The organism is Pseudomonas koreensis, assembly GCF_025447595.1.
Classification (GTDB): Bacteria; Pseudomonadota; Gammaproteobacteria; order Pseudomonadales; family Pseudomonadaceae; genus Aquipseudomonas; species Aquipseudomonas koreensis_H.
In genome coordinates this window covers 12,440-31,551 of the sequence record NZ_JAOEJU010000022.1, presented here as the reverse complement: position 1 = coordinate 31,551, position 19,112 = coordinate 12,440, and the positions used below count along the sequence as shown (strand labels likewise).

The 19,112-nt window shown below is 61.7% G+C and carries 15 protein-coding genes and 1 pseudogene; 2 read left to right on the top strand and 14 right to left on the bottom strand.

Annotated features, from left to right (window positions below; genetic code table 11):
* Window positions 1-9 precede the first annotated feature (9 nt).
* Both N8H71_RS28955 and N8H71_RS28950 read left to right on the top strand, forming a co-directional pair.
* Window positions 10-1,071, top strand: a pseudogene (locus tag N8H71_RS28955) (methyl-accepting chemotaxis protein); the annotation flags it as partial.
* Window positions 1,054-1,926, top strand: a complete 873-nt coding sequence (locus N8H71_RS28950; RefSeq protein WP_371807397.1) for a methyl-accepting chemotaxis protein — start codon at window positions 1,054-1,056, stop codon at window positions 1,924-1,926. The pseudogene N8H71_RS28955 and the gene N8H71_RS28950, both read left to right, overlap by 18 nt.
* 128 nt (window positions 1,927-2,054) lie before the next feature.
* Here the strand turns inward: N8H71_RS28950 and N8H71_RS22670 are convergent, their stop codons facing one another.
* The 14 genes from N8H71_RS22670 to hutH (N8H71_RS22605) form a co-directional block, all read right to left on the bottom strand.
* Complete coding sequence (locus tag N8H71_RS22670; RefSeq protein ID WP_262195756.1) at window positions 2,055-2,789, bottom strand: amino acid ABC transporter ATP-binding protein; 735 nt, start codon at window positions 2,787-2,789, stop codon at window positions 2,055-2,057.
* Window positions 2,782-3,741, bottom strand: a complete 960-nt coding sequence (locus N8H71_RS22665; protein WP_007952431.1) for an amino acid ABC transporter permease — start codon at window positions 3,739-3,741, stop codon at window positions 2,782-2,784. The genes N8H71_RS22670 and N8H71_RS22665 overlap by 8 nt, the downstream gene beginning before the upstream one ends.
* Before the next feature lie 133 nt (window positions 3,742-3,874).
* Window positions 3,875-4,672 carry a transporter substrate-binding domain-containing protein gene (locus N8H71_RS22660; RefSeq protein WP_039772466.1) on the bottom strand — a complete coding sequence of 266 codons (798 nt, stop codon included), beginning with the start codon at window positions 4,670-4,672 and terminating at the stop codon, window positions 3,875-3,877.
* Window positions 4,673-4,919: 247 nt separating this feature from the next.
* Window positions 4,920-7,490: a glucans biosynthesis glucosyltransferase MdoH gene (gene mdoH, locus N8H71_RS22655; protein WP_262195755.1), complete on the bottom strand. Its 2,571-nt coding sequence runs from the start codon at window positions 7,488-7,490 to the stop codon at window positions 4,920-4,922.
* Window positions 7,483-9,297 (bottom strand): glucan biosynthesis protein G, encoded by a 1,815-nt coding sequence (locus N8H71_RS22650; RefSeq protein WP_085608516.1) that lies wholly within the window; start codon window positions 9,295-9,297, stop codon window positions 7,483-7,485. Before N8H71_RS22650 ends, mdoH begins: the two co-directional genes overlap by 8 nt.
* 321 nt (window positions 9,298-9,618) lie before the next feature.
* Window positions 9,619-10,056 carry a D-aminoacyl-tRNA deacylase gene (dtd, locus tag N8H71_RS22645; protein ID WP_064592873.1) on the bottom strand — a complete coding sequence of 146 codons (438 nt, stop codon included), beginning with the start codon at window positions 10,054-10,056 and terminating at the stop codon, window positions 9,619-9,621.
* Complete coding sequence (gene pip, locus N8H71_RS22640; protein WP_007952436.1) at window positions 10,053-11,024, bottom strand: prolyl aminopeptidase; 972 nt, start codon at window positions 11,022-11,024, stop codon at window positions 10,053-10,055. Before pip ends, dtd begins: the two co-directional genes overlap by 4 nt.
* A gap of 104 nt (window positions 11,025-11,128) precedes the next feature.
* Window positions 11,129-12,046, bottom strand: coding sequence for an alpha/beta hydrolase (locus N8H71_RS22635; RefSeq protein WP_262195754.1), 918 nt, complete (start codon window positions 12,044-12,046; stop codon window positions 11,129-11,131).
* The gene (locus N8H71_RS22630) at window positions 12,046-12,993 is read right to left on the bottom strand and encodes a choline ABC transporter substrate-binding protein (RefSeq protein WP_262195753.1); all 948 of its coding nucleotides are present in this window, start codon (window positions 12,991-12,993) and stop codon (window positions 12,046-12,048) included. The genes N8H71_RS22635 and N8H71_RS22630 overlap by 1 nt, the downstream gene beginning before the upstream one ends.
* Window positions 12,994-13,158: 165 nt before the next feature.
* Window positions 13,159-13,626, bottom strand: a complete 468-nt coding sequence (locus N8H71_RS22625; protein WP_262195752.1) for a DUF3757 domain-containing protein — start codon at window positions 13,624-13,626, stop codon at window positions 13,159-13,161.
* Between the two features lie 168 nt (window positions 13,627-13,794).
* Entirely contained in the window at window positions 13,795-14,592 is a 798-nt protein-coding gene (gene hutG, locus N8H71_RS22620; RefSeq protein WP_262195751.1) for an N-formylglutamate deformylase, read from the bottom strand.
* A gap of 10 nt (window positions 14,593-14,602) precedes the next feature.
* Window positions 14,603-15,808: an imidazolonepropionase gene (hutI, locus tag N8H71_RS22615; protein WP_262195750.1), complete on the bottom strand. Its 1,206-nt coding sequence runs from the start codon at window positions 15,806-15,808 to the stop codon at window positions 14,603-14,605.
* A 100-nt stretch (window positions 15,809-15,908) separates the two neighbouring features.
* A complete protein-coding gene (gene hutH / locus N8H71_RS22610; RefSeq protein ID WP_262195749.1) occupies window positions 15,909-17,441 on the bottom strand; it encodes a histidine ammonia-lyase in 1,533 nt (510 codons plus the stop codon).
* Between the two features lie 114 nt (window positions 17,442-17,555).
* Entirely contained in the window at window positions 17,556-19,079 is a 1,524-nt protein-coding gene (hutH, locus tag N8H71_RS22605) for a histidine ammonia-lyase (protein WP_262195748.1), read from the bottom strand.
* Window positions 19,080-19,112 lie beyond the last annotated feature (33 nt).

Genomic DNA, 19,112 nt, shown 5'->3' with positions numbered 1-19,112 from the left:
AGTCGTCGCATGTACCGTTGGTTAGCCGAGAATCTTGGAAACGTCAGCGTCAAACGCAAGTTGGGCATCGGTTTCGGCCTGGTGCTGCTGCTGACGCTGTTGATCACTTTTACCGGCTGGACCGGCATGAGCGGCATCATCAGTCGGGGCGACAAGCTCGGGTTCATCTCCAGCCTCAACGAGCTGACCAAAGACCTGCGTCTGGCGCGCCTGGACTATGAAGCCCGCCGTGGCGAACAGGGCCCCGGCGCGGTCAACGACCTGCTCGGCAAACTCGACAGCGGCCTGCAAAGCGCCCGCGGCATGATCGAGCAACCGTCCGACGTGGCCATGATCGATCAGCAACTGGCGGCGGTCGCCGAGTACAAGCGCGCCTTTGGCGACATGACCCAGGCCACCGTGCAGCGTGAAGATGCCCGCAGCAAGCTCGGCGCAAGTGCCGACAACGCCGTGGCGAAAGTCGCGGAAGTGGAAAAATCAATGCTCGCAGGTGACAGCGTCGCGCAATTCAACAGCGTGATCGAACTGAGCAAACTGCTGCAACAAGCGCGCTATCAGGTGCGCGGCTACACCTACAGCGGCAAGGCCGAGGCCGAGCAACCGGCGCTGGATGCCATCGACAACGCCCTGAAAAACCTCGACAGCCTGCCGGCAAAATTACCCGAACAGCACATCGCCAATCTGCAACAGGCCACCGACTCGATCAAAGCCTATCGCGCAGCGGTTGCCCAGTTCCGCGACTCGCAGGTCAACAACGCCAAGGCCGCCGCGCGCATGTCGGCTCAGGGCGACATCCTCATCGACGTCAGCAAGAAGCTTACCGAATCCCAAACCATCGTCCGTGACACCGATGCCGCCAGCGCGAAAAGCAAGCTGCTGATCGCCACCCTGCTGGCCGTGGCCTTCGGTCTGCTCGCTGCCTGGGCGATCACCCGCCAGATCATTATCCCGCTGGAGCAAACCCTGAAAGTCGCCGAGCGCGTGGCTGCCGGTGATCTGACCCACAATCTGGTATCCCTGCGCCGCGACGAACTTGGTCAGCTGCAACGCTCGATGCAGAGCATGACTCAGGGCCTGCGCGAATTGATCGGCGGGATCAGCGACGGCGTGACCCAGATCGCCAGCGCTGCCGAAGAACTGTCCGCCGTTACGGAGCAGACCAGCGCCGGCGTGAACAATCAGAAAGTCGAGACCGACCAGGTCGCGACCGCCATGAACGAAATGGCCGCCACCGTGCAGGAAGTCGCGCGCAACGCCGAGGAAGCTTCGGAAGCAGCAGTCGCCGCCGACCAGCAGGCCCGTGAGGGTGACAAGGTAGTTGGCGAGGCCATCGCCCAGATCGAACGTCTGGCTGCCGAAGTCGGCCATTCCACCGAGGCCATGGGCGAGCTCAAGCGCGAAAGCGACAAGATCGGCAGCGTGCTCGACGTGATCAAGTCCGTGGCCCAGCAAACCAACCTGCTGGCCCTCAACGCCGCCATCGAGGCCGCCCGAGCCGGTGAAGCCGGACGTGGTTTCGCGGTGGTTGCCGACGAAGTCCGCAGCCTCGCGCAACGCACCCAGAAGTCCACCGAAGAGATCGAAGAACTGATCGTCGGCCTGCAGAACGGCACCCAGCAAGTGGCGACGATCATGGACAACAGCCGCACCCTGACCGACAGCAGCGTCGAGCTGACCCGTCGCGCCGGTGGTTCGCTGGAAAGCATCACCCGCACCGTTTCGGCGATTCAGGCGATGAACCAGCAGATTGCAGCGGCGGCCGAGCAGCAGAGCGCCGTGGCCGAAGAGATCAACCGCAGCGTGCTGAACGTGCGGGATGTCTCGGACCAGACCTCGGCGGCCAGTGAAGAGACGGCGGCCTCCAGCGTCGAGCTGGCGCGTTTGGGCACTCACCTGCAAACGCTGGTGGGACGGTTCAAGGTTTGAGGTGATTCATCTGCCTCGGTTCGCTTGGGACCGAGGTGATGCCTTCGCGAGCAAGCTCGCTCCCACAGAGATGCATTCCAATGTGGGAGCGAGCTTGCTCGCGAAAGCGCTTGATCAGGCGCTGAAGACTAGAGGACTTGCCGCAGGAACGCCTGGGCTCGCGGATCCTTCGGCGCATCGAAGAACGCCGACGGCGAGGCGTCTTCCAGCAGTTTGCCGTGATCGAAGAACAGCACCCGATCCGCCACTTCCCGAGCGAAGCCCATTTCGTGGGTCACGCAGACCATGGTCATGCCTTCCACGGCCAGGTTCTTCATCACGTCCAGCACTTCACCGACCATTTCCGGGTCGAGGGCCGAGGTCGGTTCGTCGAACAGCATGACCTTGGGGTCCATCGCCAACGCCCGGGCAATCGCCACGCGCTGCTGCTGACCGCCGGACAGACGCGACGGGTATTCGCGGGCCTTCTGGGCGATGCCGACCTTTTCCAGCAATGCCAAAGCCTTGGCTTCGCTTTCCTTCTGGCCGCGCTTGCGCACGACTTTCTGCGCCAGGCACAGGTTTTCCAGCACGGTCATGTGCGGGAACAGATTGAAATGCTGGAACACCATGCCGACTTCGCGGCGGTAAGCGTTGACGTCGGTTTTCGGGTCAGCCAGTTGCAGGCCGTCGATGCTCACCGAGCCGGAATCGAACGCTTCCAGTCCATTGAGACAACGCAGGAAGGTCGACTTGCCGGAACCGGACGGGCCGATCACCACCAGCACTTCACCCTTGGCGACAGACGTGCTGACGTTATCCACAGCCCGGACCACTTGCCCACGGGTGTCGAAGACTTTTACCAGATCGCGGACTTCAATCACTTTGCGCGAGCCTCCGCTCAAGCCGGCTGGCGATTTTCGACAGCGGCAGGTTGATCAACAGGTACAGGCCGGCGACGCAGAACAGGATCTCGAACGGCGAGAACGACGTGGTGATGACTTCACGGCCGCTTTTCAGCAGCTCGGTGATGGCGATCACCGACACCAGCGAAGTGTCTTTGACCAGACTGATGAACTGCCCGGCCAGCGGCGGCAGCACACGCTTGAACGCTTGCGGCAGCACCACATGACGCATCGACTGGCCGGCGCTCAGTCCCAACGAACGCGCTGCTTCGTTCTGCCCGCGGGCAATCGACTGCACGCCGGAACGGATGATTTCCGCCACGTAAGCGCCGGTGAACAGCGACAGCGCGGCGATCCCGGCGAACTCCCGGGACAGGTTCATCACCGTGCCGATGAAGAAATAGAAAATGAAGATCTGCACCAGCAGCGGTGTGCCGCGCACCAGTTCGACGTAGATCGTCGACAGGTCGCGCAGGGTCGGGTTGCTCGACAGCCGGCACAGCCCGGTGGCCAGACCGATCAGCAGGCCCAGCACCCCAGACACCACCGACAGCCAAAGTGTGGTCCACAGGCCCCACAACAGCGGACCTGCCGCCCAATGCCGCGTCACGCCCACGACGTCGCCTTCGGCCACATCGTCGCCCTGAGCGAATTGCAGGCTGTTTTCGTCGACGGTCAGGTGCTGCTCGTCACCGGCATCGTTGCGCAGGGTGACCTGCGCGCTGCCACCTTTGCGCACCAGCTCGCTGACGGTGGAAATGTCGGTCGCGCGCTGGGTTTCCTCGGCCTGATAGGCGAAGTACTGCGGCACGCGGTTCCAGCGCCATTCGTAGGACATCAGCGACGTGGCGTAATACAGCGCGCCGGCCAGGCCGACCAGCACCAGCACGGTCAGGACGTGCCAGGGCCATTGGGCTTTTTTCTGTTTCATGGGTTTAGCGAAATCCGAAAGTTGTGTCGCCAGGAAGGCCTCTTCGCGAGCAAGCTCGCTCCCACAGGGGAACGCATTCCAATGTGGGAGCGAGCTTGCTCGCGAATGGGGCGACTCGGTCTATATGACCGAGTTATTCCATGTCCTTGAGCCACTCGGTGCTCTTGAACCACTTGTCATGGATGCGATCGTAGGTGCCGTCTTCGTGGATCTGGTGCAGGAAGTTGTTGATGAAGTTGATGCTGTCGTAGTCACCCTTCTTCAGACCGAAGGCCAGCGGCTCGTAGGTAAATGGCTTGTCGAGGAACACCAGTTTGCCGGCGCCGACCTTGTTCACCGCGACCACGTTGTACGGCGCATCGTAGATGAAGGCATCAGCCTTGCCGTTGACCACGTCGAGTACGGCTTCCTGCTCGTTGTCGTAGCCGTGGTACTTGGCCTTGGAGATCAGCTTCTTGGCGACCATCTCGCCGGTGGTGCCGAGCTTGGAGGTGATGCGGTAGTCGGCGGTGTTCAGGTCTTTATAGGACTTGATGGTGCCTTCCAGCTCCTTGCGGATCAGCAGGGTCTGGCCGACCACGATGAACGGTTCGCTGAAGTTCAGGCGCAGGTTGCGTTCCTGGGTCAGGGTCATGCCGCTGCCGATCATGTCGAACTTGTCGGTCATCAGTGCCGGGATGATCCCGTCGTAGCCGGTGGAGACCAGCTCCAGCTTGACGCCCATGGCCTTGGTCATGGCTTTGAGGATGTCGACTTCGAAACCGATGATTTCGCCGCGCTTGTTGGTCATTTCGAACGGCATGTAGGTCGGATCCATGCCGACTTTCAACGAGCCGCGCTTGACCGCGTCATCGATTGCGCCGGCCTGCGCCGCATTGACTGCAACCAGTGCCGTGACGCCGACCAGCAGCATCGACAGATACTTCTTCATCTTCAAGTCCCCAAAACCATTGCGTTTGCGGCGCGAAAACCGACAGAAATGGACAAGATTGTCCGGGTGCGCCAATTCGGGGACGGATGCTAACGCACTCGTCCGTTTGCACAAGGTTTTTTGATCGGTTGTTGCCGGACGGGACGCAGAGCGTCCCGGGCTGCATTCTCACGCAGAGCGTGGGAACGCGTGATCCGCGACGGTAATCGGCAGGCAAAAAAAACCCCGCTTTCGCGGGGTTTCTTCATCAGGCCGGCTGCGCCTGCAAGCTCACAGGCTTGAGCGGCAGCAGCGGCGCATGAGGATCGGCTTTCACCGAAGCCCGCCATGCGTCCAGCCACTCGGCGTGGCCTTCGGCCCACACCTGCTCGTGCAGACGGGCCAGGGCGACTGGATCGCTCAGCAGTTGCAGACGATCATGATTGTTCAGCCCGGCCGGGCCGACCTTGATCGCGTGACGCACACGTTCCTGACGCAGCCATTCGATCGGCTCGGCCTCACCGTGACGCGAGGTCGCCAGCGAGCACGCCAAGGCGTTCTGCTGTGGATCGACCACGGCGCGGACGAAGCCGTCGTTCAGCGCGTGCCAGCGGTTTTCGTGGGTGTACTGATCAGTGGCCAGCAGCGCCTGTGGCGGATTGTATTCCTCGGGGATGAGGAACAGGCTCTCGTCACGGGATTTGAGGCCCAGACCGACGCGGCTGGAAATCACCGACACCGGAATCGACAGCATCAGCGAACCGACGATCGGCACCAGCCACCACAGGAAGCTCGGGTTCAGCCAGATCACCAGCAGCGCCCAGAAGAAGCCAAGCAGGGTCTGCGGACCGTGACGCTTGACCGCTTCGCTCCACGGCGTGGAGTCGTCGTCACGCTGCGGCGAATTCCAGGTCGCAGCCCAGCCGAGGAACGCGGCCAGAACGAAACGGGTGTGGAAAATCATCCGCACCGGCGCCAGCAGCATGGAGAACAGCATCTCCAGCAGCATCGACAGGGTCACCTTGAACTTGCCGCCGAACTCTTTCGCGCCCTTGGCCCAGATCAGGATGATGCTCAGCAGCTTCGGCAGGAACAGCAGCACGATGGTCGTCGAGAACAGCGCGATCGCCTTGTCCGGGTGCCATTGTGGCCACAGCGGATAGAGCTGACGCGGTTCGAGGAAGTACTGCGGCTCCATCAGCGTGTTCACCGCCAGCAGCGCGGTCGACAACACCAGGAAGAAGAACCACAACGGCGCCGACAGGTAAGACATCACGCCGGTCAGGAACACCGCGCGGTGCACCGGGTGCATGCCTTTTACCAGGAACAGACGGAAGTTCATCAGGTTGCCGTGGCACCAGCGACGGTCACGCTTGAGCTCGTCGAGCAGGTTCGGTGGCAGCTCTTCGTAGCTGCCCGGCAGATCGTAGGCAATCCACACGCCCCAGCCGGCACGGCGCATCAGCGCAGCTTCAACGAAGTCGTGAGACAGGATCGCACCGGAGAACGCCCCCTTGCCCGGCAACGGCGCCAGTGCGCAGTGGTCGATGAACGGCTTCATGCGGATGATCGCGTTGTGACCCCAGTAGTGGGATTCACCCAACTGCCAGAAGTGCAGACCGGCAGTGAACAGCGGACCGTAAACGCGAGTGGCGAACTGCTGCATGCGTGCATACAGCGTGTCCATGCCCGAAGCGCGCGGCGCGGTCTGGATGATACCGGCGTCCGGAGTGGCCTCCATCAGGCGCACCAGACTGGTCAGGCACTCGCCGCTCATTACCGAGTCGGCGTCGAGTACGACCATGTACTTGTAGTCACCGCCCCAGCGACGGCAGAAGTCATCGAGGTTGCCGCTCTTGCGTTTGACGCGGCGGCGACGGCGGCGATAGAAGATCTTGCCGAAGCCCTTGGCTTCGCGGCAGACGTCCAGCCAGGCCTGCTGCTCGGCCACGCAGATGTCGGTGTCGTTACTGTCGCTGAGGACGAAGAAGTCGAAACGGTCCAGGTCACCGGTAGCGGCGACCGACTCGAAGGTCGCACGCAGACCGGCGAACACCCGAGGCACGTCTTCGTTGCAGATCGGCATCACCAGTGCGGTACGCGCATCCTTCGGAATCGGCTCGTTGCCGGCACTTTTACCGGAGATCCGGTATTTATCGTGGCCGGTGAGCAATTCGAGGAAGCCCATCAGCGCGGTCCAGAAACCGGCCGACACCCAGCAGAACAGAATCCCGAACATGATCAGGATGCTGGTTTGCAGCGCATACGGCAGCACTTGCGTGGCGGTTTGCAGCAGCGGTTGATGCAGGACTTCTTCCAGATCGACGAACGACCAGCCCTGGTACGGCATGATGCCTTTCATGTACCAGCCGGCGACGATGGTCTGACCCAGCATCAGCACCAGCAGAATGTAGCGACGGATCGAACCGACCGTGCGCCAGCGCGCCGCCGGCAGCACATTGGCGTCCTTCGGCGGTTGCGGCGGGTTGGTCCGGCCAGTCAGGCGGCGCCAGCCACGCACCAGAATGTTGGTGCGCCACGGCTCCGGCACGACCTTGGTCCGACGGATCGGCGGCGTGGCCTTCATGCTGACCCGGCCGCTGGCGTCGAGCACCAGCATTTCCGCGTCTTCCAGCTCTTCGGCGGTGCTCAGGGTCAGGCGCTTGCCCACCGAAGCCTGGGCGGCTTCGGTCGGTGCGTCAAAGGTCTTGGACGACAGGCGTTCATGCAATTCGCTGAAGGACTGGCAGCCCGCGAGTTCCGCGCGCTGCTCGTCGGTCATCGGCAGATGCGCCAGGTACTCGGACAGAGTCTCTGGCTGTACTTGAGAGTTACTCATCGGCAGGCAACTGATAGCTCCAGGTCTCGGTCAGGACTTCTTCAGTCGGTGCCGATTCCGGTGTGGCTGGGGCCGCGTCCGCAGCGGCTGGCTGCTTGGCGTCTTTGTTGGCCTTGTCCTTGGCATCTGCAACCGGCTTGGCGTCGGCCTGTTTGGCCTCGGCGGCCTTGGCTTCCTTGTCGGCTTTCTCTTGTTGCTTGGCGGCAACCTTGTCGGCTTTGGCTACCGACGAATTGGACGTCGGCACCGAAGATTTGGCCAGATCAGCGGTGACCACTGGCTGAACCAGAGCCGCGCGCATCTCGGTGGACTTGCTCGCGTCCTTGATCTTCATCCGCAGGGTCAGGCGCCAGCCCTTGGTTTCCGGGTTGTAACGCACGCTGTTCTCGACCAGTTCGGCGTTGTCGCCGACGCTGACCTGGCTGCGAACGTCCGCATCCGGGGCCAGGGCCGCCAGGGACGGGCCTTCGAAGTCGACCAGGTAGGCAACGCTGCCATCCGGCTGACGGATCAGGTTCGATTGCTTGACGTCACCGGTCGAACGCAGGGTCTGGTTGACCCAGGCACTGTCCGGCGCGTGCAGCGCGGCTTCGTCGATGGTCCAGTGCATGCGGTAGGCGAAGTCCAGCGGCTGGCCAGGCTCCGGCAGTTTTTCCGGGCTCCAGAACGCAACGATGTTGTCGTTGGTTTCGTCGGCGGTCGGGATCTCGACCAGATCGACGGTGCCTTTGCCCCAGTCGCCCTTCGGCTCGATCCAGGCGCTTGGGCGTTTGTCGTAGCGATCATCGAGGTCTTCGTAGTGGCTGAAGTCACGGCCACGTTGCAGCAGACCGAAACCACGCGGGTTCTCGACGCTGAACTGGCTGACAGCCAAATGTTTAGGGTTGTTCAGTGGGCGCCAGATCCACTCGCCGTTGCCGGCATGGATCGACAGACCGCTGGAGTCGTGCAGTTCACGACGGTAGTTGAGCACTTTCGACGGCTGGTTGGCGCCGAACAGGAACATGCTGGTCAGCGGCGCGATGCCGAGCTTGCCGACCTTGTCACGCAGGTACATCTGGCCCTTGACGTCGACGATGGTGTCGCTGCCCGGACGCAGGATCAGACGGTAGGCGCCGGTCGCACGTGGCGAATCCAGCAGGGCGAAGATCACCAGGTGCTTGTCACCCGGCTTCGGCTGCTGAATCCAGAACTCGCGAAAACGCGGGAATTCTTCGCCGGACGGCAGAGCGGTGTCGATCGCCAGGCCACGGGCCGACAGACCGTAGGTGTGACCCTTGCCGACGACGCGGAAGTAGCTCGCGCCCAGCATGGTCATGATTTCGTCTTGCTTGTCAGCCTTGTTGATCGGGTACAGGACACGGAAACCGGCGTAGCCCAGTTGTTCGGTGGCCTTAGGATCGAACTGCAGGTCGCCGAAATCGAAACGGCTAGGATCGTATTTGATCTCTTCGACGGTGTTCGCGGTGATTTCGTTGATTTTCACCGGCGTATCGAAGTGCATGCCCTGGTGATAGAAGGACAGCTTGAACGGGTTCTTCTGGTCGGCCCATTCGGCTTTTTCGGTGCGGAAACGAATCTTCTGATAGTCCGCGAATTTCATTTCACGGAATTCGTTCGGCAGGTTGCTGCGCGGGGCTTCGAACTTCTGCCCGGCCAGCTCTTTGGCCTTGGCCGACACATCGTCAAGATTGAATGCCCAAAGCTGGCCGGCGCTGAGCAGGCAGAGTACTGCCGAGCCCGCTACCAGAGCGCTGCGCAAGCGTTTGGCAGACAATTTTGCTGCATTACAGGGACTAACAATCACGAGCAACCCTCGCCGAAAACAGATCAATAAACCAACGGCCAGATGAAGTGCCTGTGAGGGATTCGGTACAAAAAAACCGACCTTTCAGGGCACCCTTGCCAAGTTGGCGAGCATTGTTCCGACTCCGCTGGGTCAAAATGATTCCCCAATCGGATCCGGACAAGTCTCTACCTAAGTCAAAATGGACCAACGAACGCTGATCCCCGTAGCGCGCGATTATCTAGTAGCCCGCGTGACAACGCATCAGGGGTAACAAAGTATTTATCGCGAAAATTCCCTGTTTTCAGTCGAAAAGCCCTTAAAAAGATGTTTCAAGCGCTTTCATGTCTGTAACAGGAAGGTTACCGGGCCATCGTTGACCAGGTGCACCTGCATATCCGCGCCGAATCTACCTGATGCCACTGTGCCATGCATCTGTTTCGCTTTGCTTAATAGATAGTCGAATAATTCTTCGCCCAGCGCCGGAGGGGCGGCGGTCGAGAAACTCGGGCGCAACCCGCTTTTGGTGTCGGCAGCGAGGGTGAACTGAGAGACCAGCAGCAACCCGCCGCCCACATCCGCCAGGGACAGATTCATCTTGCCCTCGGCGTCACTGAACACTCGATAGTTAAGCAGCTTATGCAGAAGTTTGTCGGCGCTGGCCGGCGTGTCGTCGGGTTCGACCGCCACCAGCACCAATAAACCCTGATCGACACTGCCGACCACCTCGCCCGCCACTTCGACCCGCGCGCCTTTCACGCGCTGCAAAAGACCCTTCATGCTTCTTCGGGCGGCAGGTCGAGCAGACGACGGGCCATTTTGCTCGCGGCGCGCACCAGTGCATCGGTGATGCCCGGTTCCGAGGCAGCGTGGCCGGCATCGCGGATCACCTGGAGCTCGCTGTTCGGCCAGGCCTGATGCAGTTCCCAGGCGTTGTCGAGCGGGCAGATCACGTCGTAGCGACCATGGATGATCACGCCCGGTAGATGGGCGATCTTGCCCATGTCGCGGATCAGCTGGTTTGGCTCAAGGAACGCATTGTTGGTGAAGTAGTGGCATTCGATCCGCGCGATCGACAAGGCGCGCTGCGGCTCGGAGAAGCGGTCGACCACCAGCGGATTCGGACGCAGGGTCGCGGTGCGCCCTTCCCAGGTCGACCAGGCCTTGGCCGCGTGCATCTGGGCGATCTGATCGTTGCCGGTCAGGCGTTTGTGGAAAGCACTGAGCAGGTCGTCCCGCTCGTCCAGCGGAATCGGCGCGAGGTAGTCCTGCCAGTAATCGGGGAACAGACGGCTGGCGCCAGCCTGGTAGAACCATTCGATTTCCTGCGGACGGCAGAGAAAGATCCCGCGCAGGATCAGACCATGCACACGCTCCGGGTGGGTCTGCGCGTAGGCCAGCGCCAGGGTCGAACCCCAGGAACCACCGAACAGCACCCATTTATCAATGCCCAGATGTTTACGAATGCGCTCGAGGTCTTCGACCAGATCCCAGGTGGTGTTGTTTTCCAGACTGGCGTGGGGCGTGGAACGACCGCAACCGCGCTGGTCGAAGGTGACAATGCGATACAGGTTCGGATCGAAGTAGCGGCGACTCTGGGCGTCGCACCCGGCGCCGGGACCTCCGTGGATGAACACCACCGGCAAACCTTCCGGTGAACCGCTTTCGTCGACGTACAGCGTATGGGTGTCATCGACGGCCAGATCGTGCCGTGCGTGAGGTTTGATCTGCGGAAACAAAGTCTGCATTGCGCGCTCCGTAAGGGGTCGAGGTCATCCCTGGGGGGACTTCTATTATTCTGCCGTCCGGCATCATAAACCCGATTTACGTCAATGAGCATGCCCGCGCGCTGTCACAATTTGTCAGCCATGAACCCCAGCAGGTTCTCAAAGAGACGATCGACCTCGGCGACCTGATGCCGCGCCCGCAGGCAGCCGTGAACCAGCCCTTCGCCGAAGTACAGCGCCGCGTCGACGCCCGCTGCGTTCAGCCGTTCGGCGTAGCACACGCCGTCGTCACGCAGCGGATCAAACTGCGCGACGGCGATCCACGCCGGGGGCAAGCCGCTGAAATCCTCGGCCAGCAACGGCATCGCATAAGCGTCCGGTCTGGCGGTGCCGCGCAGGTACAGGGCGTGATAACAATCGACGTCGCTGCTGGCGAGCAGCGGCGCATCGGCGCATTCGCTGCGCGACGGTAACTGCTCGTCGCCTCCCAGCCCCGGATAGATCAAGACCTGCGCGCCCGGCAGCGGCTCGCCGGCATCGCGCAGCGCCAGGCACAGCGCCGCCGCCAGATTGCCTCCGGCGCTGTCGCCCGCCACCAGCATCCTTCCGGGATCGAACCAGAACGGCCCGCTGCGCAACGCGCGCCACACGCTCAGGCAATCCTCGAAACCGGCCGGGAACGGATGCTCCGGCGCCAGCCGATAATCCACCGCCACCACCATTGCCCCGAGCACCATGGCCAGCTCGCAGCAGATGAAGTCATGGGAGTCCAGCCCGCCAACCACCCAACCGCCGCCGTGCAGATACAACACGCACGGCCAGCCACTGGCCGATGGCTGGACGGGCGGACGATACGAGCGCACCGCCACCCCGCTCAACTGGAAATCCACCACCTCCAGACCCGCCGGCCGTTCGGGCGTGAAGGCGCGGCACATGTCGTCATAGGATTTGCGCAATCCGCCGAGGCTGCTGTCATCGCTGGCAAAACCTTCGGTGCTGGCGACGAACGCTATCATCGACGGCGAGAGTGGATAGGTGCTCATCAGTTTTTCAGGCTGGCCTGAACCGTGGCCACGCCGTCCTTGCCGTCGACACTGCTGACACCCGCCAGCCAGCGTTGCAGGTCTTCGGGATGTTCACGCAGCCAGGTTTTCGCCACTTCCTGAGGTGTCTTGCGCTCCATGATCGGCACCATCAACTGGCTTTCCTGGGCGGCGGTGAAGGTCAGGTTTTCCAGCAATCGATGGACGTTCGGGCAGCGCTCGGCGTAGTCCGGCGCGGTGACCGTAGAAACAGTGGCGGCGCCTTCGTTCGGGCCGTAGACGTCTTCGCTGCCGGTCAGGTAGGTGATTTTCATGTTGATGTTCATCGGGTGCGGGGTCCAGCCGACGAATACCACGAACTCCTTGCGGTTCACCGCCCGCTGCACGGCGGCGAGCATGCCGGCCTCACCGGATTCGATGATCTTGAAATCCTTCAGGCCGAAGTGGTTGGTTTCGATCATGGTCTTGATCGTGGTGTTGGCGCCGCTGCCGGGTTCGATGCCGTAGATCTTGCCGCCGAGCTGATCCTTGAATTTTGCGATGTCGCCGAAGGTCTTCAGCCCTGCGGCCGCCACGTAATCCGGAACCGCCAGTGTTGCCTGAGCGTCGGCCAGGCTTGGCTTGTCCATGACCTTGACCTGATTGGCGGCGAGGAACGGCGCGATGTTCTTGTCCATCGCCGGTTTCCAGTAGCCGAGGAAAATATCGAGGCGTTTGTCGCGGATGCCGGCGAAGATGATTTGCTGTACGGCGCTGGTCTGTTTGCTTTCATAGCCGAGGCCGTTGAGCAGCACATCGGCCATGCCGCTGGTGGCGATCACGTCGGTCCAGTTGACCACGCCCATGCGCACGGTTTTGCAGGACGCATCATCGGAAGCCATGGCGCCGGCGCTGAGCAGCGCACTGCCGGTAAAGATTAACGCACAACGAGTGAACAGTTTTTTCATGTGGGATCGTCTCGTGCGGCAGCGGGTTATTGTTCGGATCGGTGTCTTCTTGCACCGTGGCCGAAACATTACGCAGCAGACGAGCGGGAAAAGCGAACTGTGGCGACCGGGATTTGCACGGTAGCGACTGTCGGCCCCTCTCCATCAAACGGAAACCTGACGTCACTAGTCAATAAGCGCAAAAACACAGCCGCCCTGTTGCTTGTTTTTGCATATATAGGTTTGCAAACCTGATTTGGATTCCGGCTGAAGTTTCCAGCTTTTCAGATCAAGCAATCTCACCGCCAGTTCGGGACGAACCTCCGGGCGGTAATACATGTCCAGTTTCTCTCCGTCGCGAGTGGAATACAGGCACCGACTCAAGATGCCGCGACTGACCCCACCAGGTTTCGTCGAGTAGAAAATGGCACCATTGAATGATGCAACAGACTCGGCTGAAAAACTGTCCCCGCCTTTGACCCGGACGGCTGAGACGGTTCCTACCCATTGTCCCTGTCGGCTGACCGTGTTGGCCGTGAAGACACCTCGAGTGTTCTTGATGTTTTCAGGCAAAGGACAATGATCAATTTCGAGTGCCTGGGCATTTATTGCCGACAGGCTTAACGTCAGGGCTAAAGCTGCTTTTACTTTCATTATTGAGTCTTCCAAGAAGTCATCTGCCGAAAAAGACAGGTTCCAGGCAGACGGTAATTCTTTTGAGACGGAAAAACGGTAGCCGACATCTGAGAGTCACGTAGTTCGCTTCCTCATTTCCCGGAGGAAGAATGATCGCGCTCGGCACGCGATCATTTAAGCGTCAAATCAATAGTTTGCCTGTCCCCAAGCCAGCAAGCCCTGCAGCAGCTCCTTGAGTACCACCCGCGTCGGCTCGGCCAGATCGGCGCGGTAGCGGAACGGTTCGAACTCTTCCATGTAAGTGCACTGGCCCAGCTCCAGTTGCACGGCGTGGATGTTCTCGGCCGGGTTGCCGTAGTGACGGGTGATGTGGCCGCCCTTGAAGCGTCCGTTCAGCACGTGGCTGTAATCGTTATGACGGGCGCAGATTGCTTCCAGCTGCGTGGCCAGTTGTGGATCGCAACTGGCGCCATTGAAGGTGCCGAGGTTGAAGTCCGGCAGCTTGCCGTCGAACAGGTGCGGGATCACCGAACGGATCGAATGCGCATCGAACAGCAACGCGTAACCGAACTCGGCCTTCAGCCGCGCCAGCTCTTCCTGCAAGGTGCGGTGGTACGGCGTCCAGATCTGCTCCAGATACGTCGCACGTTCTTCTTTCGACGGCTCCTTGCCTTCCTTGAACAACGGAATGCCATCGAACAGCGTCGCCGGGTACAGACCGGTGGTGGCGCCGGCGTACAGCGGTTTGTCGTCGGACGGCCGGTTCAGGTCGATGACGAATCGCGAGTACTCGGCCGCCAGCGTGCTGGCGCCCAGTTCGGCGGCGAAGTCGTAGAGCTGCGGAATGTGCCAGTCGGTGTCCGGCAGGCTTTTCGCGTCCGGGATCAATCCGGCCTCGACCGCCGGGGTCAGGCGCACACCGGCGTGGGGCATACTGATCAGCAGCGGCACGCGACCTTGTTTGAAGTTCAGAACCTTATCCACAACCGCTCTCCTACAGACTTGATTCAACGCCGTGACGCACGACGCGTTTGTCCAGTTCGCCACCCAGCCAGTACGCCAGATCCGCCGGGCGGTCGATTTGCCAGGCGACAAAATCCGCAACCTTGCCGGCTTCCAGCGAACCGTGGGTCTCGGCCATGCCCAAGGCTTGCGCCGCGTGAATCGTGGCGCCAGCCAGCGCTTCTTCCGGGGTCATGCGGAAACAGGTGCAGGCCATGTTCAGCATCAGGCGCAATGACAGCGCCGGCGAAGTGCCGGGATTGAGGTCGCTGGCGATGGCGATTTTCACTTTGTGTTTGCGCAGGGCTTCCATCGGCGGCAATTGGGTTTCACGCAGGAAGTAGAACGCGCCCGGCAGCAACACCGCGACGGTGTCGGATTCCGCCATGGCAATGGCGTCGGCTTCGTCCATGAACTCCAGGTGATCGGCGGACAATGCGTGGTAGCGCGCGGCGAGGCTGGAGCCGTGTAGTGACGACAATTGCTCGGCGTGCAGCTTCACCGGCAGACCGAGTTTTTGCGCGGCGATGAACACCCGCTCGACCTGTTCCGGGGAGAAGGCCAGGTATTCGCAGAACGCATCCACCGCATCCACCAGCCCTTCGGCGGCCAGAGCCGGGAGCATCTCGGCGCAGATGTGATCGATGTAATCGTCGGCGCGATCCTTGTATTCCGGTGGCAATGCGTGGGCGGCCAGGCAGGTGCTGCGCACACTGATCGGCAGCTCGGCGGCGAGGCGACGGATGACCCGCAAAATCTTGCGCTCGCTGGCGAGATCGAGGCCGTAGCCGGATTTCATTTCGACCGTGGTCACGCCATCGCGCATCAGGCTTTTCAGGCGTTTGGCGGCGCTGGCGAACAGTTCGTCTTCCGAGGCTTCACGCGTGGCGCGCACGGTGCTGGCGATGCCGCCACCGGCCGCTGCGATCTCGGCGTAGCTGACGCCTTGCAGGCGCTTCTCGAATTCGCCGCTGCGGTTGCCGCCGAACACAGTGTGGGTGTGGCAGTCGATCAGGCCAGGGGTGACCCACGCGCCTTGCAAGTCATTGACCGCCGGGTATTCGCCTGACGGCAATTGGCTGCGCGGGCCGATCCACTCGATGAATGCACCGGACGTCACGATGGCCGCATCCTCGATGATCGAGTAGACGCCTTGCGCCATGGTTGCGACGTGGCAGTGTTGCCAGAGGGTTTTCATCCCAAGTCCTCGTCTTGTTCAAAATCGATTCGCGAGCAAGCTCGCTCCCACAGTTGAAACTCGTACCTCTGTGGGAGCGAGCTTGCTCGCGAAGAGGCCATCACAGGCTAGGCAGCAACTTCGCCGGAACCAGTTCAGTCAGAACCCGCGAAGCCAGCAGTTCGGTCGCCGCATTGATGTCCGGCGCAAAGAAGCGGTCCTTCTCGTAGAACGGCACTTCGCGACGCAGAATCCCCCGGGCCTGTTCCAGTTTGGCCGAGGTCTTCAGGCCGTTGCGCAGGTCCAGACCCTGCACCGCCGCCAGCCATTCCACCGCGAGAATCCCGCGCGTATTCTCGGCCATTTCCCACAGGCGCTTGCCGGCAGCCGGGGCCATCGACACATGGTCTTCCTGGTTGGCGGAGGTCGGCAGGCTGTCCACCGAATGCGGATGGGACAGCGCCTTGTTCTCGCTGGCCAGGGCCGCAGCGGTCACCTGGGCGATCATGAAGCCGGAGTTCACGCCACCGTTGGCCACCAGGAACGGCGGCAGTTGCGACATGTGTTTGTCCATCATCAACGAGATACGGCGCTCGCTCAGCGAACCGATTTCGGCAATGGCCAACGCCATGTTGTCAGCGGCCATGGCCACCGGCTCGGCGTGGAAGTTGCCGCCGGAAATCACGTCGCCTTCAGCGGCAAACACCAACGGGTTGTCGGATACGGCGTTGGCTTCGACAGCCAGCACTTCGGCAGCCTGACGGAACTGGGTCAGGCACGCGCCCATGACTTGCGGCTGGCAACGCAGCGAGTACGGGTCCTGGACCTTTTCGCAGTTCTGGTGCGAGTCGGAGACTTCGCTGCGCTCACCGAGCAGATCGCGGTAAGCGGCAGCGGCGTCGATCTGGCCTTTCTGACCACGGGCGGCATGGATGCGTGCGTCGAACGGCGAACGCGAACCGAGCACCGCTTCCACAGTCAGGCCGCCCAGCGCCAGTGCGCCGGCGAACAGGTCTTCGCCTTCGAACAGTCCACGCAAAGCGAATGCGGTTGAAACCTGGGTGCCATTGAGCAGCGCCAGACCTTCTTTGGCCGCCAGCGTCAGCGGCGTCAGACCGGCGACTTTCAGCGCTTCGGTCGCTTCCATCCACTCGCCCTTGTAGCGCGCCTTGCCCTCACCCAGCAGCACCAGCGACATGTGCGCCAGCGGTGCCAGGTCGCCGGAGGCACCGACCGAACCTTTCAGCGGAATGTGCGGGTAAACCTCGGCGTTGATCAGGGCGATCAGCGCATCGATCACCACGCGACGGATGCCGGAGAAACCACGGCTGAGGCTGTTGACCTTGAGCACCATGATCAGACGCACCAGCTCATCGCTGATCGGCTGGCCGACGCCGGCGGCGTGGGACAGCACCAGCGAACGCTGGAGGTTTTCCAGGTCTTCGCTGGCGATGCGGGTCGAGGCCAGCAGGCCGAAACCGGTGTTGATGCCGTAGGCGGTGCGGTTTTCCGCGAGGATCTGCTCGACGCAGGCCACGCTGGCCTCGATTTGCGCACTGGCGCTGCTGTCGAGGGTCAGCTTGACCGGGTTCTGATAAACGTCACGCAGTTGAGCCAGGCTCAGTTGGCCGGGGGTCAGGTTCAGCGCAGTCATTTTGTGCTCCTTTTGAGAGTTTATTGTTAACTCGCCAGACGCTCCGGAGATGTCCGTTGTCCGTCGCGTCTGCCCTTTTGGGGAGCCGCGCCTTGGCACGCTGGCGTGGGTAGTTCAGTGCAGATTCGGTAATGCGTTGTGCAGCAGATCCGTGTCTTTCAGAACGCTCGCGGCAGCGGCGATATCCGGCGCCAGCCAGCGGTCCTGATCGTAGGCCGGGACCTTCTCGCGCAGCAGTCGCCAGGCGGTATCGGTGCCCGCGCCGAAGCGCTGTTCCTTGAGAAATTCAAATGCCTGGGCCGCCAGCAGGTATTCGATGGCGAGGATCTGCGTGCAGTTTTCCAGCGCGCGGTGCAGCTTCAGCGCGGCGTTGGTGCCCATGCTCAAGTGGTCTTCCTGCAGGCCCGAAGTGACGTAGTTGTCGAGCACCGCCGGTTGCGCCAACTGGCGGTTTTCCGCGCACAGCGACGCGGCGACGTATTGCACGATCATCATCCCGGAGTTCACCCCCGGATTGGCCACCAGAAACGCCGGCAGACCGCTGACGTGCGGGTTGATCAAACGGTCCAGACGCCGCTCGGCAATCGAGCCGATTTCGGCCATGGCAATCGCCAGCAGATCCGCCGCCAGCGCCACCGATTGTCCGTGCGGGTTGGCCTGGGACATCACCCGGAAATCATCCGGCGTGCCCAGCAGCAACGGGTTGTCGGTACAGCCATTGAGTTCGGTTTCGATCTGCTTGATCGCGTGTTGCAGTTGATCGCGGGCGGCGCCGTGCACCTGCGGGATCGAGCGGATGCTCAAGGCATCCTGAGTGCGAATGCCTTTGCTGGCGGCGATCACTTCGCTGCCATCGAGCAAAGCGCGCAGATTCACGCCCACCTGCTGCATGCCCGGATGTGGCTTGAGCGCGATGATCTCGGCATCGAACGCGGCAATCTGGCCACGTTGCGCTTCAAAGCTCATGGCGCCGATCACGTCGGCCCATTGCACCAGACGCGTGGCGTCGGCAATCGCCAGGCAACCGAGGCCGGTCATGCACGGCGTACCGTTGACCAGGCACAGGCCGTCCTTAGCGCCGAGCTGCACCGGTTGCAGGCCCTCTTCGGCCAGCGCCTGCTGCGCGGAAACCACTTTGCCGCGATAGCTGACATTGCCCACGCCCAGCAGCGCGATGCCGATGTGCGCCATGTGGGTCAAGTAACCCACCGAGCCCTGCGACGGCACTTGCGGGGTGATGTCGCGATTGAGCAACGCCAGCAGCGCTTCGACCACCCGACGATGAATACCGGATTTGCCGTGGCTGTAGTTGCGAATCGCAGAGCACATAATCGCGCGCGTCTGCTCATCGGCCAGCACCGGACCGACGCCACAGGCATGGCTGAGCAAGGTGTTGCGCGACAGCTGGCTGAGCTGTTCGTCTTTCAGCGAGACGTTGCACAGCGCACCGAGCCCGGTGTTCACGCCATAGGCACGTTCGCCGCTGGCGACGATGCGCTGGACGATGCCCTGCGCGTTTTCAATCCGCGCCCAGGTCTGCGCCGACAGCTCGAGCTGCGCGCCGTGACGGGCGACTGCGACCACATCCTGCCAACGCATCGGAGCGTCGGCGATAACGATTTTTTCAGCCTGGGACATCACTTACCTCAACCATAATTTTGATGCAGCTTC

Coding starts and splice junctions, on each gene's coding strand:
- N8H71_RS28950 (WP_371807397.1), top strand. CDS start 1,054: ATGCAGAGCATGACTCAGGGCCTGCGCGAATTGATCGGCGGGATCAGC.
- N8H71_RS22630 (WP_262195753.1), bottom strand. CDS start 12,993: ATGAAAAAACTGTTCACTCGTTGTGCGTTAATCTTTACCGGCAGTGCG.
- N8H71_RS22625 (WP_262195752.1), bottom strand. CDS start 13,626: ATGAAAGTAAAAGCAGCTTTAGCCCTGACGTTAAGCCTGTCGGCAATA.
- N8H71_RS22665 (WP_007952431.1), bottom strand. CDS start 3,741: ATGAAACAGAAAAAAGCCCAATGGCCCTGGCACGTCCTGACCGTGCTG.
- hutH (WP_262195748.1), bottom strand. CDS start 19,079: ATGTCCCAGGCTGAAAAAATCGTTATCGCCGACGCTCCGATGCGTTGG.
- pip (WP_007952436.1), bottom strand. CDS start 11,024: ATGCAGACTTTGTTTCCGCAGATCAAACCTCACGCACGGCACGATCTG.
- hutH (WP_262195749.1), bottom strand. CDS start 17,441: ATGACTGCGCTGAACCTGACCCCCGGCCAACTGAGCCTGGCTCAACTG.
- N8H71_RS22660 (WP_039772466.1), bottom strand. CDS start 4,672: ATGAAGAAGTATCTGTCGATGCTGCTGGTCGGCGTCACGGCACTGGTT.
- N8H71_RS22635 (WP_262195754.1), bottom strand. CDS start 12,046: ATGAGCACCTATCCACTCTCGCCGTCGATGATAGCGTTCGTCGCCAGC.
- hutI (WP_262195750.1), bottom strand. CDS start 15,808: ATGAAAACCCTCTGGCAACACTGCCACGTCGCAACCATGGCGCAAGGC.
- dtd (WP_064592873.1), bottom strand. CDS start 10,056: ATGAAGGGTCTTTTGCAGCGCGTGAAAGGCGCGCGGGTCGAAGTGGCG.
- mdoH (WP_262195755.1), bottom strand. CDS start 7,490: ATGAGTAACTCTCAAGTACAGCCAGAGACTCTGTCCGAGTACCTGGCG.